This is a genomic window from Anaerococcus obesiensis ph10, from assembly GCF_000311745.1.
Lineage (GTDB): Bacteria > Bacillota > Clostridia > Tissierellales > Peptoniphilaceae > Anaerococcus > Anaerococcus vaginalis.
This window is the reverse complement of sequence record NZ_HE978532.1, coordinates 87,532-103,844: the sequence shown is the minus strand read 5'-3', so window position 1 is coordinate 103,844 and position 16,313 is coordinate 87,532. Positions and strand designations below refer to the sequence as shown.

Below are 16,313 nucleotides of genomic sequence, written 5' to 3'. Positions count from 1 at the left end.
ACGAGGTGGTTAAATGATTGAAACAAGAATGAAACAAATATTCGACTACTTAACTTTAGACTATGATTATCACACCTCTAAAGATATAGGAAAAGAAATGGAATTATCTTCAAAAACTATAAGAAAAGAGATAGATCTATTGAACTTAGTAATTAAAGATAAGGGAGCGATAATAGAGTCTAAAACAGGGAAGGGATTTAAATTCAAAATTAAGGATCAAGATAAATTTAAAAGTTTCCTAAAAAATGATTGGTATAAATATGCTTACTTTCAACAAGATGGAGGTGATAAAGATAGCAGATACGAAAATATTTTGAGAATGTTTTTATTTTCTAGTTCATATATTAAGCAATATGAATTAGCTGAAAGTTTTCATGTAAGTGAGTCACAAATAAATAAAGATTTACCAATAATAAAAAAAACTTTGAATAATTACAAGCTAGATTTAATTTCAAAACCATATTATGGAATGAAAATTGAAGGTAGCGAGAAAAATATAAGACTTGCAATAAAAAATGAAATAGGAGTAGATCCAAAACTTTTTGATGGTGATGAAAATAAAGAGCTTTTTAATAAAATTCAAGAAATAATAGATAATATAGATTTTGGTGAAGATTACTATATGCCTTATGTTAATTTTAAAAATTTAGTTATCCATATCTATATTTCTATATTAAGAATTAAGCAAAAAGAATATGTAAAATTGCCAAAATCAGTAGAAAAAAAGCTTGTTTCATACGAAGAATTCAAAATTGCAAATAAAATTGTTGATAGCTTAAAAGCTAAACTAGAAATAGAAATTCCAAATCAAGAATTAGTATATATAACCATGCACCTAATTGCAAAAAACACGATTAGGGATCAAGAAAAATTATCTTCAGAAATCTTAAAGTTATCTCAAGATATAATAGATGAGATATATAAGGTATCAAAATATGATTTCAGATCAAACATAGAATTTTATTTTGCTTTAGCAACACATCTTGGACCTTTAATATATAGGATAAAATATGGATTTAATATGAAAAATCCTATACTTGAAGATATAAAAAAAGATAAGATTTCTTTTATGTTAGCGACAATCGGCTCAAACATAATAAATGATAAATATATGACAAAATTATCAGATGACGAAATAGGATATATTGCATTACATATAATGGCTGCAATCGGTAATAATTCATCTAATAAGAAAAATATTCTTATAGTATGTGGATCAGGCAATTCTTCTGCTCAAATAATGAAATCACAACTTATGAAACAATTTAAAGGAAATATTGAGAACATAGCAACAACAGATGTTAGAAATTTAAAAAAATTTGATATTGATAGATATGATTTGATCATATCATCAGTAAATATTAGCGATAAATTTGATAGGTCAGTAATATATGTAGATGTTATTTTTTCAAAAAGTGATTTAAATAAATTGAAATTAGCATTTGAGAATTCTAATCTAGATGAGATATACAATATATTTTCAAACTCAATATTTGTTAAAGATAGATTATTTAAAAACAAGGATGAAGTTCTAAAATATATAGCAGAAAAAATTTCTACAAAATCAAATTTTCCAAATGATAAAGCTTTAAAACAGTTGATAGACAGAGAAAAGATGGGTCAAACATCTTTTGATAATATTGCTATACCACACATATTTGACCAGGTTGATGGAAAGTCATATTCAATAATTATAATCTTAAAAAAACCGATAGATTGGAACGGTAGAAAAATTAGGCTTATTTATAGCTTGGTAATCGGAAAAGATATAGGAGATATGAAATTTTACTATGAGAAACTCGGAAATTTTTTATCAAATAGAAATCTTATATCAGAATCGCTAACAGCTGACGATAAAATAAAATTTATGAAGATATTTTTAAAGGAGGAATAAGTAGTTTTATGGATGAAAATCAAAAAGTATACGAGTTAGTCTTTAATATAATTGTCCATGCTGGAGAAAGTAGAAGCTTATCATCAGAAGCTATGGATGCTGCAGAATTATATAAGTTTGATGAGGCTAAATCTTTATTAAAAAAGGCTAACGATGAATTTATAAAATGCCATGAAATTCAAACAAATATGCTCACAGAAGAAGCAAATGGAGAAAAAAATAAAATAAACATTATATTAGTCCATGCACAAGATCATCTTACAATGGCTACCATGGCAATGGAAAATGCAAAAAGGTGGATAAAATTAAATAAAAAATTACAAAAAATGGAGGGGGAATATGAAAAAAGTAATTCTTGTATGTAATGCAGGTTTATCTAGTTCTTTAATGGCAAAAGAAGTAACTAAGCAATTGCAAAAGGATGGACATGAAATATATGTAGAAGCAACTACAATTTCAAATAGTGAAAATATTTTTAAATCTGATGAGTATTCTATGATACTATTGAGCCCACAAATTAGAATGTATTTTGATGAATATAAGAAAAATGCAGACGAATTTGGAAAAATTATAGCTCAAACACCTTTTAATGCTTATGCCCCAACACCTATGGGTGTCAAAAATATGGAAAATATTATCCTAGAAAATATTGATAAATGAGGATAGAATGAAAAATTCATGGGATTATTTAGATAATCGTTCTTTGCCTGATTGGTACACAAATGCAAAATTCGGAATTTTTATCCACTGGGGTCCATATAGCGTTCCTTCATATAAAACTGTAGTTGATAAACAATTTGGTTCTTATGCAGAATGGTATTATGCCACAGTTTATGGAAATTATGGCGATAATAAAGATTCATTTCATAAAAAAGTTTATGGAAATAAAGAGTATAGGGAATTTGGATATGATTTTAAAGCTGAATTATTTGATCCTGATTCTTTTGCTGAAATAATAAAAAATTCAGGAGCCAGATATGCTGTACTCACATCAAAACATCATGATGGATTTTGTTTATGGAAAACAGATAATGTTCACAAAGTCAATTGGAATAGTGCAGACATAGGTCCTCATAGAGATTTAGTAAAAGAATTGTCAGAGTCTATTAGAAAAAAAGGCATAAAATTTGGGCTTTATTATTCAATTATTGATTGGGAGAGTGTACCATCTCACAGATGTGATGGAAGATATTTCATACCAATGAAAGATGTAAAAAAATATGGATTATCTAAGGAAGTTTATTTAAAAGAAGTACTGCAAAAACAATTATATGAAATTGTAAATAAATTTAAGCCTAGTTTAATATTTGCCGATGGTGGAGAATGGGATTTAACGGAAGATGAAGTTAAAATTAGAGAATTTTTATACTGGTTGTACAACAAATCTCCAGTAAAAGACGAAGTAGTAGTTAATGATCGATTTTATAAAGGGATGGAAGGAAAGCACGGTGATTATTTTTCAACCGAATACAATGATAAGGTTTTAGAAGGTTATCATATATTTGAAGAAAGTAGGGGGATAGGAAAATCATACGGATATAATAGATTAGAAAAACTAGAAGACTATTTAACAAGTCAAGAAATAATTAAAAAATTATATAAAACTGTTTCTAAAGGTGGAAATTTTTTATTAAATATTGGACCAAGAGCAGATGGACAAATACCAACATTACAGGTCGAAAGGCTAAAAGAAGTAGGAAGATGGCTAGAATTTTGTGGAGAAGCCATATTTAATACTAGAGCAAATTTTAAATTTATTAATAGTACTACAAATGAAGAATTTAATTATTATTTCATAAATCCGCAAAAAGAAAATGAATTTAAAATTGAAAATAAATTTTTGAAAGAAATAGGAAATAATGTAGATGTATTGGGAGTAGAAAATAATTGCAAAATTAGTGATGGAAAACTTTTAATAAATAATAAGTATGAATATTATAATCAAATTATTAATTATGATGTAATAGTTTTAAGAAAAAATAAAAAGGAGTAAAAAATGGAAAGCAATAACAAATTTAATAAGTTTTTAAACGATAAATTAGTTCCTTTAGGTGCAAAAATTTCAAATCAACCTCACTTAAAAGCTATTCGTGATGGAATGGTAGCTGCTACACCTGTGGCATTATTGGGTGGAATGACATTAATTGTAACATCACCTCCTGTAAATTTGGAAACTATGAAACCTACAAATATATTTTTTAAATTTTTAATTGCATGGAAGCAATGGGCAATACAGCATGGTTTAGGAATAGAACTTTTGTTTAGATCATCAATGGGTTTAATGGCTCTATTTGTATGTATGGCAATTTCAAACTCACTTGCTAAACATTATAAAATGCAATCAATGAATACAATGATTATTGCAGCAGTTTCATTTCTTATAACATCAGCACCTTCAAATCTTGTTGTATTTTCAGATATATTAAACAAATCAAAAACTATTGAAAAAGCTCTTGAAGGACAAAGTATGGCTTTACCAATGAATTATTTGGGAGCAGAAGGAATTTTTACAGCAATAATTATAGGACTGTTAGTAACGGAGTCAACAAGATTTTTACAAGATAGGGGACTTCTTATAAAAATGCCAGATGCTGTTCCAGAACCAGTTAAAGCATCATTTGCGTCAATTATTCCTTTGGTAGTTAATGTTGTTGGTATTTTTTTGATTAGTTTATTAGTACAATCTTTAACTGGTGGATTATTAATTCCAGATTTAATAAAGAAATTATTCTCACCTTTTGTATTTGCTGTCGATTCAGTAGTAGGAATATTTTTGATTTCAATTGTAACTCAATTATTATGGGTAGTTGGTCTTCATGGTTCATCAATTGTAAGTGGTTTAGTTGGAGCTTTTGAATTAGGAAATTTAGCAGCAAATGCAGAAGCTGTAACAAAAGGTTTAGCACCAGAATTTATTTACACTGAACCATTCCGTGCATTTTTTATGATATTAGGTGGGGCAGGTGCTACTATAGGATTAAATATTTTAATGCTAAGAAGTAAAGATAAACAAATGAGAACATTAGGTAAGTTAGCAATTTTACCATCTATATTTAACATTAACGAACCAATTATTTTTGGTGTTCCTATTGTTTTAAATCCAGTATTAGCGATACCATTTATTGGAGTTCAAACTGTTAATGGAATTTTAACATATATTGTGATGAAATTAGATATTTTAGGAAAAACTTATACTTATGTTCCTTGGACAACACCAGCACCTATAGGTGCAGCTATAGCAACTATGAGTATCATAGCTTTCTTTTGGATAATTTTTTAATTGTTTTAGATATTTTGATGTGGTATCCATTTTTCAAAACATACGAGAAACAATTACTAAAGGAGGAAAAAGAAGTTGGTAAAGAATAAAACTTTATGGGGAGCTGCAACAGCTGCTTATCAAGTTGAAGGAGCTGTTAGAGAAGATGGAAAAGGTCTAACAAGTTGGGATGTTTTTTATGAAAAAAATGACTTGGGTTATGATGGAAATATTGCAGTAGACCATTATAATCGTATGAAAGAAGATGTAAAATTATTTCATGAAATTGGGCTTGAAACTTATAGATTTTCTATTTCTTGGGCACGCATATTACCTAATGGAAGTGGTAAAATAAATGAAAAAGGATTAAATTATTATAGGAATTTAATTAATGAACTATTAAAATATAATATTGTTCCATTTGTAACAATATATCATTGGGACTTGCCACAAGCTCTTATGGATAAAGGTGGATGGTTAAATAAAGAAGTTATAGATAACTTTGTTAGTTATTCGAAGATTTTATTCGAAGAATTTGGAGATAAGGTTCCACTTTGGGCAACAATAAACGAACCTATGTCAGAAGTTATAGAAGGATATGTTCAAGCTAGCCATCCACCACAAATGAAAAATTCTTATAAGGAAGCTCTTCAAGTATCTCATAATTTTAATGTTGCAAGTGCAAGAGTTATAAAACTATTTAGACAAATGAAATTAAGTGGAAAAATTGGAATAGTATTAAACCCGATGCCATGTTATTTGTTAGAAAAAAATGAAAAAAATATTGAAGCTTTAAATTTTGCAAAAGATTATTTATGCGATTGGTATATTTCTCCAGCGACAACAGGGGAATATCCAAAAAATATGCTAGAATATTGTAAGAGTAATTTTAATTCACCACAAATAACAGAAGAAGATAAAAAATTAATGAAAGAAAATATAGGCGATTATTTAGGCATAAATTACTATATGAGAAGAGTGATAGAAGCAAAAAATTTGGATTCAAAACTTATTGAAGATAAATTTAATTTTATAAAAGTTCCAGGAGGGCAGTATACTAAATGGGATTGGGAAATTTATCCTAAAGGCTTATCAGATCTTTTACTTCACATTAAAAATGACTATAAAGATATGGAAATTATAATCGCTGAAAATGGAATGGGATTTGATGATCAGCCTGATAAATATGGCAATTTTGAAGATGATGAAAGAATTTATTATATAAAAAGGCATATAGAAATAATAGAGTACTTAAAAGCAAAAAAAGATATAAAGATAAGTGCTTATTACGTATGGTCTGCAATTGATTTACTATCATGGACAAATGGGTATCAAAAAAGATATGGACTAATAGGCGTAGACTTTGATACATTCGAAAGAAAAATAAAAAAAGCGGATATTGGTACAAAAATTTCATTGAAAATTATGGTTAAAAAATTTCTATTAAAATAAAAAACCTTTTATGAGATGCTACCTTAATTGGTAGTATCTTTTTTATTAAGTTTTTGTACTGTAATTTTTCACATACCAATCAAAACTATTTAGGAATTAAAAATTTTTTAATGATAAAAATTGAAAATAGAAACCAGATTTTAACTTCTTGTAACATAAGTTACCGATTAAATATTTTTTATTTTGTATTATAAGAATGTAAGTAAGATAAAAAAAAGAAAGGATTTTATTATGTTTTGTTTTCAATGTCAAGAAACAGCCGGCAACAAGGGCTGTACTAGAGTTGGTGTTTGCGGGAAAAATGAAAATACTGCCAACAGCCAAGATTTATTAATTTATGTTACAAAAGGACTTAGTGAGGTTGTAAATAAAATTGGAGAAGTTGATTCTAAATATTATGATTTAATTTCAAATAATATGTTTGTAACAATTACAAATGCAAATTTTGATGAGGAAGATATTTTAGATAAAGTAGAAAAAACTTTAAAGGCTAAGGATAAATTAATTGAAGAAAATAAACTTGAAAATTTATCTGATGCAGCAAAATATACAAGTGATGATAGGGATGAGCTAAAAAGAAAAGCTATTGAAGTTGGAGTTTTAAATATAATTAACGAAGATGAAAGGTCTTTGGTTGAACTTGTAACTTATGGTTTAAAAGGAATGGCTGCTTATAATCATCACGCAAATGTTTTGGGCTATAGAAATGAAGAAGTTGATAAATTTATCGCCCAAACTTTGGAAAAAACTTTAAAAGATGATAAAGATATTAATGATTTAATAAATTTAACAATGGAAACTGGAAAACATGGCCTTATGGCAATGGAGCTTTTGGATAAGGCAAACACAGAAAAATTTGGAAATCCAGAAATCACTGAAGTAGATTTTTCTGCTGGAGATAATCCTGCGATTTTAATTTCAGGTCACGACCTTAACGATATGGAAATGTTGCTTGAACAAACAAAGGGTACTGGTGTAGATGTTTATACTCACTCAGAAATGTTACCTGCAAACTACTATCCAAAATTCAAAAAATATGACCACTTCCATGGAAATTATGGAAATTCTTGGTGGAGTCAAAATGAAGAATTCCAAAAATTCAATGGACCAATTTTGATGACAACAAATTGTATAGTTCCACTTAAAAAAGATAATGACTATCTTGATAGGTTATTTACAACAGGAAATGCAGGATACCCTGGTGCAAAACACATAGAAGCGGATGAAAATGGCAAAAAAGATTTCTCTCAAATTATTGAGATGGCAAAATCTTGCAAGGCTCCAGAAAATTTAGAAAATACAAAAATTGTTGGAGGCTTTGCTCACAATCAAGTTGAAGCACTTGCAGAAGATGTAGTAAAAGAAATTAAGGCTGGAAATATTAAAAAATTTGTTGTAATGGCAGGCTGTGATGGAAGACACAAGGGCAGATCATATTACACAGAATTTGCCGAAAAATTACCAAAAGATTATGTGATTTTGACAGCAGGCTGTGCAAAATATAGGTACAACAAATTAAATCTTGGTCATATAAATGGAATTCCAAGAGTTTTAGATGCTGGTCAATGTAATGATTCATATTCTTTGGTAAAAACTGCACTCTTATTACAAGATGCCTTTGGACTTGAATCAGTAAATGATTTGCCACTTGAATTTAATATAGCATGGTACGAGCAAAAAGCTGTAATAGTTTTATTGGCTTTGTTAAGTCTAGGAGTGAAAAATATTCATCTTGGACCAACTCTCCCAGCATTTTTGTCAAAAACAGTTGTGAATTTCTTGGTAGAAAATTTTAATATTTCACCAATTACAAATGTAGAAAAAGATTTGGAAATAATTACTGCATAAAAAGAAAAAATAAATTTATATACATTTAAAAATACTTCCCCAAAATTTAAAAATTTTTTTGGGGAATTTTTTATTTTGAAATTAAAATTTAATTAAATATTTTGGAAAATTTTTTAAATCAAATTTGGAAAAAGTTTTCTTGTATGTTATCATAAACGTAGAGAGGTAATATGTATTATATTGGTATAGATATTGGATCAACTGCTAGTAAGTATGTTGTCCTAAATAATGAAAAAAATGAAATACTTTATAAAGAAGTTATAAGCAGCGGATGGAATAGCAAAGAAACTGGCAGAAAAATAATCAAAAAGCTAGAAGAGTTGGGATATGATAGAAAAGAAAGTCATATCACAGCTACAGGTTATGGAAGAATTGCCGTAGATTTTGCTGATAAAATTATTACAGAAATTACTGCCCACGGCAAGGGCGCACATTTTTTGGGCTCAAAAGATAGAACTATAATCGACATTGGCGGACAAGATACAAAAATAATTGTCCAAAACGAAGATAGGGTTGTGGATTTTTTGATGAATGATAAATGTTCGGCTGGAACTGGGAAATTTTTGGAAGTAATGGCAAACAGGCTTGGTCTTGATTTGAAAGAATTTTTTCAAATGGCAAAGAAAGGCAAGGACATAGAACTTTCTTCAACTTGCACAGTTTTTGCAGAATCTGAAGTTGTTTCTTTGATGGGCAAAGGAACAAAAAGAGAAGATATTGCAAGCGGGGTTATAAATTCTATTGTGTCAAAAGTTTCAAAACTTGCTCAAAAAAAATCTGATACTGATGGATATTTTCTTACTGGTGGTTTTTCAAATAATGAATACATAATGAAAGCTTTGGAAGAAAAACTTAACAGTAGTGTTAAAAGTCATCCCGATGGCAGATTTGCGGGAGCGATTGGAGCTGCTATTTTATGAACATAAAACTAGAAGATTTGAGAAGAGAAGCCTATGTGGATGCAATATATGCAAAAATGGAAAATGACAATGTAGTTGGAGTTTTTTCAGATAAGTTTGATGCTCTCTTAATCTCTTATGGTTTTATTGTTTACCCAATTATTGGACTTGATAGCTATATATTTGATTACTACAAATTAGAAAATGTATGTGATCCAATTAATTCTACAATTGCCTATCTAAAAACTAAAAAATGCCCCTTGATATATTCTTCAAAATTTTTTGTTCTTGATGATTATTGCAAGAAATTTAATGAGTATTTGGAAAAAAATACTAACAAAAAAATTGTTTATGAGAAAGATTTAAAAAAATTTCTTGAAAAATTGGACAATAGAAATTTTGATGAAAAAATATATTTTGAAAGTCTTGGAAAAATCGAAAAAATTAATCAGATATTAAAAGATTTACAAGAAAGTGATATTAGTGGGACTTTGCTTTATAAATTAGAATTTTACATAAGATTTATTAAAAACTTAGATGATAGAATTTCTTTTTTATTAGAGATAAAATCCAAATATAAAAAGAAAAACATAAAAAGAAAAATTATAAAAGCAACTTGTCCATTTGCTATAAGCGATATTATCGACAAAAAAGTTTACGAAAATTATAAAATAAGTAAATCAAAAAAACCAGATTTTACTTTCAAAAATTGTATCTATAAGGCGGATAAAATTTTAACTTATGAGGAGATATAAAATGGATAAAAATCATAAAATGTGGGACGATTTGAGTATGGATCTTGATAAGCACGATTTATTGTGTGAAGTTTTACCACAAGCTTTTGGGGATGTTTTTTTATCACAAGAAAACAGACCAGAAAAAATGGATTATTTTAATGCAGTTACAGCAGATATTCACGGAGTAAGACCTGCTGAATTGATTGAGGCTCAAAAAAAATGGACAAAAAGTTATAGGAAGTTTTTGTATCCATGTTCCAGAAGAAGTTGTTTGGGCAGCAAATGGAATTTCTACAGGACTTTGCTCAGGCTCACAATTTTGGGTTCCAGGTGGAGAGAAAAAATTGCCAACAGCAACTTGCCCTTTGATAAAAGCATCACTTGGTGCAAGATTTGATAGAACTTGTCCATTTTTTAGAATAGCAGATTTATTTGTTGGAGAAACAACTTGCGATGGCAAGAAAAAAGCTTGGGAAATTTTGGCAGAAGATGCCCCAATGTATATAATGGATATTCCACAAATGAAAAGGGACGAAGATTTCCAAAAATGGGAAAAAGAAATCAAATTATATATTGATAAATTAGAAGAATTAACAGGAAATAAAGTAACAGCAGAAAGCTTGCACGATGCAATTGTAATGATAAATAACAAAAGACGTGCAATGCAAAGACTATACGATTTTAGAAAATTAGATAATGTTCCAATTTCAGGAAGAGATACACTTTTAATTACACAAATTTCATTTTTCGATGATCCAGTAAGATTTACCCAAAAAGTAAATGAACTTTGCGATGAACTTGACAAAAGAGTTAAAGAAAATGTATCAGTATTTAAAAAAGGAACAAAAAGAATTCTTCTTACAGGAACTCCACTTTCAATTCCAAACTGGAAATTACACCAAATAATTGAAACAAACGGTGGAGCAGTTGTTGGAGAAGAATTGTGTACAGGAATTAGATATATAGAAAATCCAGTAGACGAAACAAAGGGCGATTTGGATACAGAAGTTAAAAATCTTGCACAAAGATACTTGGGAAGTATAAATTGTGCTTGCTTTACACCAAATACATCAAGAATTGATGATATAATAAGACTATATCACGAATACAATGCCGATGGAGTAATCGACATCAACCTTAAATTCTGTAATATTTACGATACAGAAGGATATTTTGTAGAAAAAAGATTAAAAGAAGAAAATATTCCTTGCATTGGAATAGAAACAGACTACACAGACGAAGATGCAGAACAATTAAAAACAAGAATTGGTGCATTTATAGAAATGCTTGACTAATGAAATATTTTATTCTAGTAGAAAATGCAATGATTGCGACAGAGCTTTTAGAAATTTTAAGAAAAGAAAAAATAAAAGCAAGCCTTGCGCCAACACCAAGACAGGCTAGCCATGCTTGTGGAGTATCAGTTTATCTATACAATAAGGAAGATTTAGAAAAAATTGAGCCATTGGCAAAAGAAAATAAGATAAAAATTGATGAAATTTTTGAATCAAATTTAGATTTTAATACAAAAAGAAATAAATTTTTATAAGCAAAAAGCGATGGAGAAAAAACTTCATCGCTTTTTAATTTGAAAAAATTTAATAAAAGATATAATTTTAATAGAGGTGGAAAATGAATTTAAGACAAATACCAATTTTTAAAAATTTATCAGAAAAAGATTTGAAATTTTTACAAGAAAAAATAAAAATCGAAGAAAAAATTTATGAAAAAGGCTCATATATTTTTAAACAAGGCGATATAAAAGAAGATTTATATTTTTTAATAGAAGGCTCAATTTTAGTCGCGAAATTTGACGCAAATGGGAAAAGATCAATAATTCAAACATTCAATCAAAAAGCAATTTTTGGGGAAGTTTATGCTTACCTAAAAGAACCTTACGATTTTTCAGCCTATGTTCAAAAAAAATCAAAATTAATAGTAATAAAAGAATTTAGAAAATTGATAAATGAAACCATGCCAAAATCATTTTTGCTAAATTATATAGATTTAATTAGCAAAAAATGTCTTGTTTTAAGCCAAAAAAATCAAATAACAAATCAATTTACCCTAAGACAAAAAATAGGAAATTATTTATTGATAGAAGAAAATGATGGAAAAATTATTTTAGACCAAACTAGAGAAGAACTAGCAGATTTTCTAGCAACAACACGACCATCACTTTCGAGAGAATTATCAAATATGGCAGATGAAAATATAATAAAAATAAAGGGAAGAGAAATTTATATTTTGGACAAGGACTTGTTGAAAAATTTATTGTAAAAAGTTTATTTTTATACAAAATAATTTATTTTGTTGCTGTAATCTGATATAATAATAAAAGAAATTAAAAAATATATAAAAGGAGGTCTGCGATTTTTTCGCAAGTAAAATGAAAAAGAAAAATATACAAAAAATAGCTTTGATAATGGCTCTTTCAAGCACATTTATAATTAATGGAGCAAATAAGGCTATAGCTGATGAAAGCGTTTATAAAGATTCTACAATTGAAAATCCTTCTGGAGAAAAAGACACAAAGGCAAAAACTTACGAACAAGCAAAAGAAAATTACGATAAGGCAAAAGATAATCTTGACAAAGAAGAAAAAAATCTAGAACAAAGCCAAAAAGATTATGAAAATTCCAAAGAAGAAGAAAAAAATCTTGAAAAAGAAAATAAAAATTTGGAAGAAGAAAATAAAAAAGCAAAAGAAGATTTGGATTCAACAGTAGAAGATTATAAATCCCAAAAAGAAAAAGATTTAGAAAATGCAAAAAATGAAAAAGAAAGTGCCGAAAAAGATTTAAAAGAAAAAGAAGAAAAAACAAATAAGGCAAAGGAAGAGCTTGATAAGGCAGATGAAGAAGAAAAGAAGGCTAGTGCTGACTTTGAAAAAGAGAAAGAAAAAAATCCGGATGCTGAAAAAAGTTTAAAAGATGCCGAAAATAAGAAAAAAGAAGCAGAAGAAAAAGAAAGCCAAGCTCAAAAAGATTTGGATGAAAAAAGTGAAAGCCTAAAACAAGAAGAAGAAAAATTAGCTTCACTGAATAAAGACCAAGAAAATTTGAAAAATGACCTTGATAAAGCAAATGAAGAATTGGCTAAGATAAAAGATGAAGAAAAGAATCTATCAAACGAAATAGATGAAATAAAAAAATCTATTGGAGAAGTAAGCGAAGATAGCCAAAGCTATAAAGATTTACAAAATAAGTTAGGAGAAAAAGAACAAGAACTTGAAAAAATTAAAGAAAATCTTGAAACATCAGAATCAGATAGAAAATCTATTGAAGATAAATTATCAAAACTTCAAAATGATATTGAAAATCTAAAAAAAGAAAATGAAGAATTTAGCAAAAAACTTGATGATTTAAATAAGGAAAAATCACAAAAAGAAGAAACTAAAAAAGAAAAACAAGATAAGTTAGATGAAGATAAGACTAAGGCGGAAAATCTTAGCAAAGAAAATGAAAATTCACAAAAAACTATAGACGAAGAAAAGGAAAATATAGAAAATCTTAATAATGAAAAAACTGAAAAAGAAAATTCTATTAAGGGAAAAACTGACGAAAAAACAGAGCTTGAAAAAACTCTTAACAGCAAAAAAGAAGAATTGAAAAGATTAGAAGAATCTTTGAAGACTGTAAGCGAAGAAGAAAAACAAAAAGCAAAAGAGCAATGGGACAAAGGCTCAGTAGGATTTTTTGAAAAAAATGGTTCAACAAAGGCTGTTGAGGTATTTACAAAACTTCCAAACAATGATAGGGCTAAAAAAATTGGTCAAGAGTATTTGGCTGCAAATAAAAATATGTCACCTGATGATTCTAGAAGTCTTGAAAATATGAAAAAAGCTATTGAAGCTTTAAAAGTTGTTAATGAAAAAAGACAAACCGATGGTGGAATTGATGGAAGAAAATTAAGTATTCTAAAAATCAGCGATTTTGATATGGCAGTTGCCCAAGCAAATGCGAATTATTCAGCAGATATAATTGGTCACGCTGGTATTTATAATCCACCTTATGAAAATTTGGCTTGGGGACCACCTACAGCTGAGTCTGCCTTATCTAGATGGTGGGATAGAGAAAAGAAATTATTTGATTATTTGAGAGGTAAGGGTATTTCTACTAGAAACCAAATGGATGAATATATAGCAAAGAATCCTGATGAAATCAATAAACTAGGTTTTGGGACCCAAGTAGGGCACTATACAAATTTAGTTGATGATTTAATGTATGGAGAATGGTTTTCTGGTGCTGATTCTAAAAGTTCAGGTTATGCAATAACTAAAAGTAATCAATACGGATCTGTTCAATCACTTGTATTAAATAATACAGATGAAAATAAAGCTTATTCTAAAGCTTATTCTATAGAAGAATACGAAAAAAAATTCAACGATTATTGTGAAAATCTTCAAAATTTAATGAAGGGAATAAAGACTCCTAGTAAAGAAGAACTAGCAAAAAATCGAAGAGTTAAAAAAGAAATTGATGCTTTAGAAAAACAAATTGCAGCTAAAGATTCTGAGATTGCAAAAGAAAATGAAGACCTACAAGCTATAAATCAAGATATAGAAAATAAGAAAAATGAAAATCAAGAAAAAATTAATATACTTGAAGCAAATAAAGAGGAAATTCAAAAATTAGAAGAAGAAAAGAAAGCCTTAGAAAGTGAAATAAATAATTTAACAGCTGAAATTAATGAGCTTGATGCTGAAATTGCAAATCACATAGCTTCTAATAAGGAATACGGAGAAAAATTAAAGGCATTAGAAAGTGATTTAGCTAGTACAAATAAAGAGCTTGAAGAAAAAAATAAGGAAATAAAAACACTAGAAGATGCAAAAACAAAAGCAGAAGAAGAAAAAAATAATCTTCAAAATCAAATTTTAAACTTAAATGAGAAAAGAAAAACTTTAGAAAATAATTTGAAAGCTAAAGAAAAAGAATTAGAAGACAAAAAATCAGAAGAAAATTCTAAAAATGAAGAAATAAATAAATTAAATGAAGAAACTAATAAGCTAAATCAAAATATAGAAAATATAAATAAAAATATAAGTGATTTAAAAACTAAAAAAGATGAAGCGGCAAAGGCTCTTGCAGAGGCTAGCGAAGAATTAAAATTAGCAAATGAATTATTAGAACAAAAAAATCAAGAATTTGAAAGTTATTCTACGGCAAAAGAAAATCTAGCTAAGGCAAATAGAAAAGTAAAAGCTATGAAAAAAGTTTTTGAAGATTTAAAAAAATCAAAAGAAGATGCCGAAAATAATTTAAAATTGAAAAATGAAAATTTAGCAAAGGATGAGGCTGATTTTGAAATTGCTCAAAATATTGATGTAAATAATCCACAAAGTTATGAAAATATTGAAGAAATAAATAAAAAGGTAAAGGCAAAAGAAAATGCTCAAATTGCTTTGGATAAGGCAAAAGAAAATCTTGATAGACAAAAAGAAAAAACAAATAAATTAAAAGATGAATTTGACGAAGCTAAAAAAAGATACGCTATGGCTCTTGCAGATTTCAATTTTGCTCAAAAAGATTTGGAAAGATTTATGTCTGTAAATATAAATCTTGATCTTGACGGAGGAGATTTAAATGGAGTTTTGGGAAATGTAGCAATAAAAGGACAAAGAAATACAAAATATAAACTACCAAAACCAATGAAAAAAGGATTTAAATTTTTGTATTGGAAAGATGGAGATATAATTTATTATCCAAATTCTGAAATTTATTTAAAAGATAATATTAATTTAAAAGCTTATTGGCAAGAATTAAAAGAAGGCAAAGAAAAAACACAAAGACCTAAACAAAAAATAAAAACAAAGGATAATCAAAGCAAAATAAAAATTGAAAGTCCATCAACAAATAATCCAAAAACAGGAGTAGGAAATAAAATATCCATAATTCTAACAAGCTCACTAAGCGGATTATTGTATGCTTTATTAAGAAAAAGAAAATAAAAAATTGATAAAATAAAACTACCAGCAAAAAACTGGTAGTTTTATTTTTTATTTATATATATTTTAGGTAAATTAAGCGTTTTATAACAGTTTATATTTATTTATTTATGTAATCTGTAGTCAGTTGAATTTTTTAAAAAAAATTTAATATTTTTCTATAAAAAAAACGCCCCGATAAAGGGACGATATAAACGTGTTGCCACCCTAATTCGCAAAATAAATTTTGCCTCATTAGTAAGACTAAAACGCAGTCAACGGGAAGCTTATGTAT

12 protein-coding genes, 1 pseudogene and 1 other annotated feature (1 of these 14 running past the window's edge) are annotated in these 16,313 nt (G+C 27.9%); all 13 genes and pseudogenes read left to right on the top strand.

Annotated features, from left to right (window positions below):
• Positions 1–13 precede the first annotated feature (13 nt).
• The 13 genes and pseudogenes from HGAG_RS06580 (at position 14) to HGAG_RS06520 (ending at position 16,042) form a co-directional block, all read left to right on the top strand.
• Positions 14–1,894, top strand: coding sequence for a BglG family transcription antiterminator (locus tag HGAG_RS06580; protein ID WP_019118419.1), 1,881 nt, complete (start codon positions 14–16; stop codon positions 1,892–1,894).
• A gap of 8 nt (positions 1,895–1,902) precedes the next feature.
• Positions 1,903–2,259 carry a PTS lactose/cellobiose transporter subunit IIA gene (locus HGAG_RS06575; RefSeq protein ID WP_019118418.1) on the top strand — a complete coding sequence of 119 codons (357 nt, stop codon included), beginning with the start codon at positions 1,903–1,905 and terminating at the stop codon, positions 2,257–2,259.
• On the top strand, positions 2,234–2,554 hold the full coding sequence (locus HGAG_RS06570) for a PTS cellobiose transporter subunit IIB (protein ID WP_019118417.1): 321 nt from the start codon (positions 2,234–2,236) through the stop codon (positions 2,552–2,554). Before HGAG_RS06575 ends, HGAG_RS06570 begins: the two co-directional genes overlap by 26 nt.
• A gap of 7 nt (positions 2,555–2,561) precedes the next feature.
• On the top strand, positions 2,562–3,887 hold the full coding sequence (locus HGAG_RS06565; RefSeq protein ID WP_019118416.1) for an alpha-L-fucosidase: 1,326 nt from the start codon (positions 2,562–2,564) through the stop codon (positions 3,885–3,887).
• 3 nt (positions 3,888–3,890) lie between these two features.
• The gene (locus tag HGAG_RS10770) at positions 3,891–5,174 is read left to right on the top strand and encodes a PTS sugar transporter subunit IIC (RefSeq protein WP_019118415.1); all 1,284 of its coding nucleotides are present in this window, start codon (positions 3,891–3,893) and stop codon (positions 5,172–5,174) included.
• A 75-nt stretch (positions 5,175–5,249) separates the two neighbouring features.
• Positions 5,250–6,605: a glycoside hydrolase family 1 protein gene (locus HGAG_RS10765; RefSeq protein ID WP_208853645.1), complete on the top strand. Its 1,356-nt coding sequence runs from the start codon at positions 5,250–5,252 to the stop codon at positions 6,603–6,605.
• 231 nt (positions 6,606–6,836) lie between these two features.
• Positions 6,837–8,453 (top strand): hydroxylamine reductase, encoded by a 1,617-nt coding sequence (gene hcp / locus HGAG_RS06550; protein WP_019118413.1) that lies wholly within the window; start codon positions 6,837–6,839, stop codon positions 8,451–8,453.
• A gap of 170 nt (positions 8,454–8,623) precedes the next feature.
• The gene (locus HGAG_RS06545; RefSeq protein WP_019118412.1) at positions 8,624–9,373 is read left to right on the top strand and encodes an acyl-CoA dehydratase activase; all 750 of its coding nucleotides are present in this window, start codon (positions 8,624–8,626) and stop codon (positions 9,371–9,373) included.
• Positions 9,370–10,107, top strand: coding sequence for a hypothetical protein (locus tag HGAG_RS06540; protein WP_019118411.1), 738 nt, complete (start codon positions 9,370–9,372; stop codon positions 10,105–10,107). Before HGAG_RS06545 ends, HGAG_RS06540 begins: the two co-directional genes overlap by 4 nt.
• A 1-nt stretch (position 10,108) precedes the next feature.
• Positions 10,109–11,384: pseudogene (locus HGAG_RS10760) on the top strand (double-cubane-cluster-containing anaerobic reductase).
• Positions 11,384–11,638, top strand: a complete 255-nt coding sequence (locus tag HGAG_RS06530; protein ID WP_019118410.1) for a putative Se/S carrier protein — start codon at positions 11,384–11,386, stop codon at positions 11,636–11,638. The pseudogene HGAG_RS10760 and the gene HGAG_RS06530 overlap by 1 nt, the downstream one beginning before the upstream one ends.
• An 83-nt stretch (positions 11,639–11,721) precedes the next feature.
• A complete protein-coding gene (locus HGAG_RS06525; protein ID WP_019118409.1) occupies positions 11,722–12,369 on the top strand; it encodes a Crp/Fnr family transcriptional regulator in 648 nt (215 codons plus the stop codon).
• Between the two features lie 109 nt (positions 12,370–12,478).
• Complete coding sequence (locus HGAG_RS06520) at positions 12,479–16,042, top strand: coiled-coil domain-containing protein (protein ID WP_019118408.1); 3,564 nt, start codon at positions 12,479–12,481, stop codon at positions 16,040–16,042.
• Positions 16,043–16,217: 175 nt separating this feature from the next.
• Positions 16,218–16,313: a binding site (T-box leader), on the bottom strand (it continues 114 nt past the right edge of the window).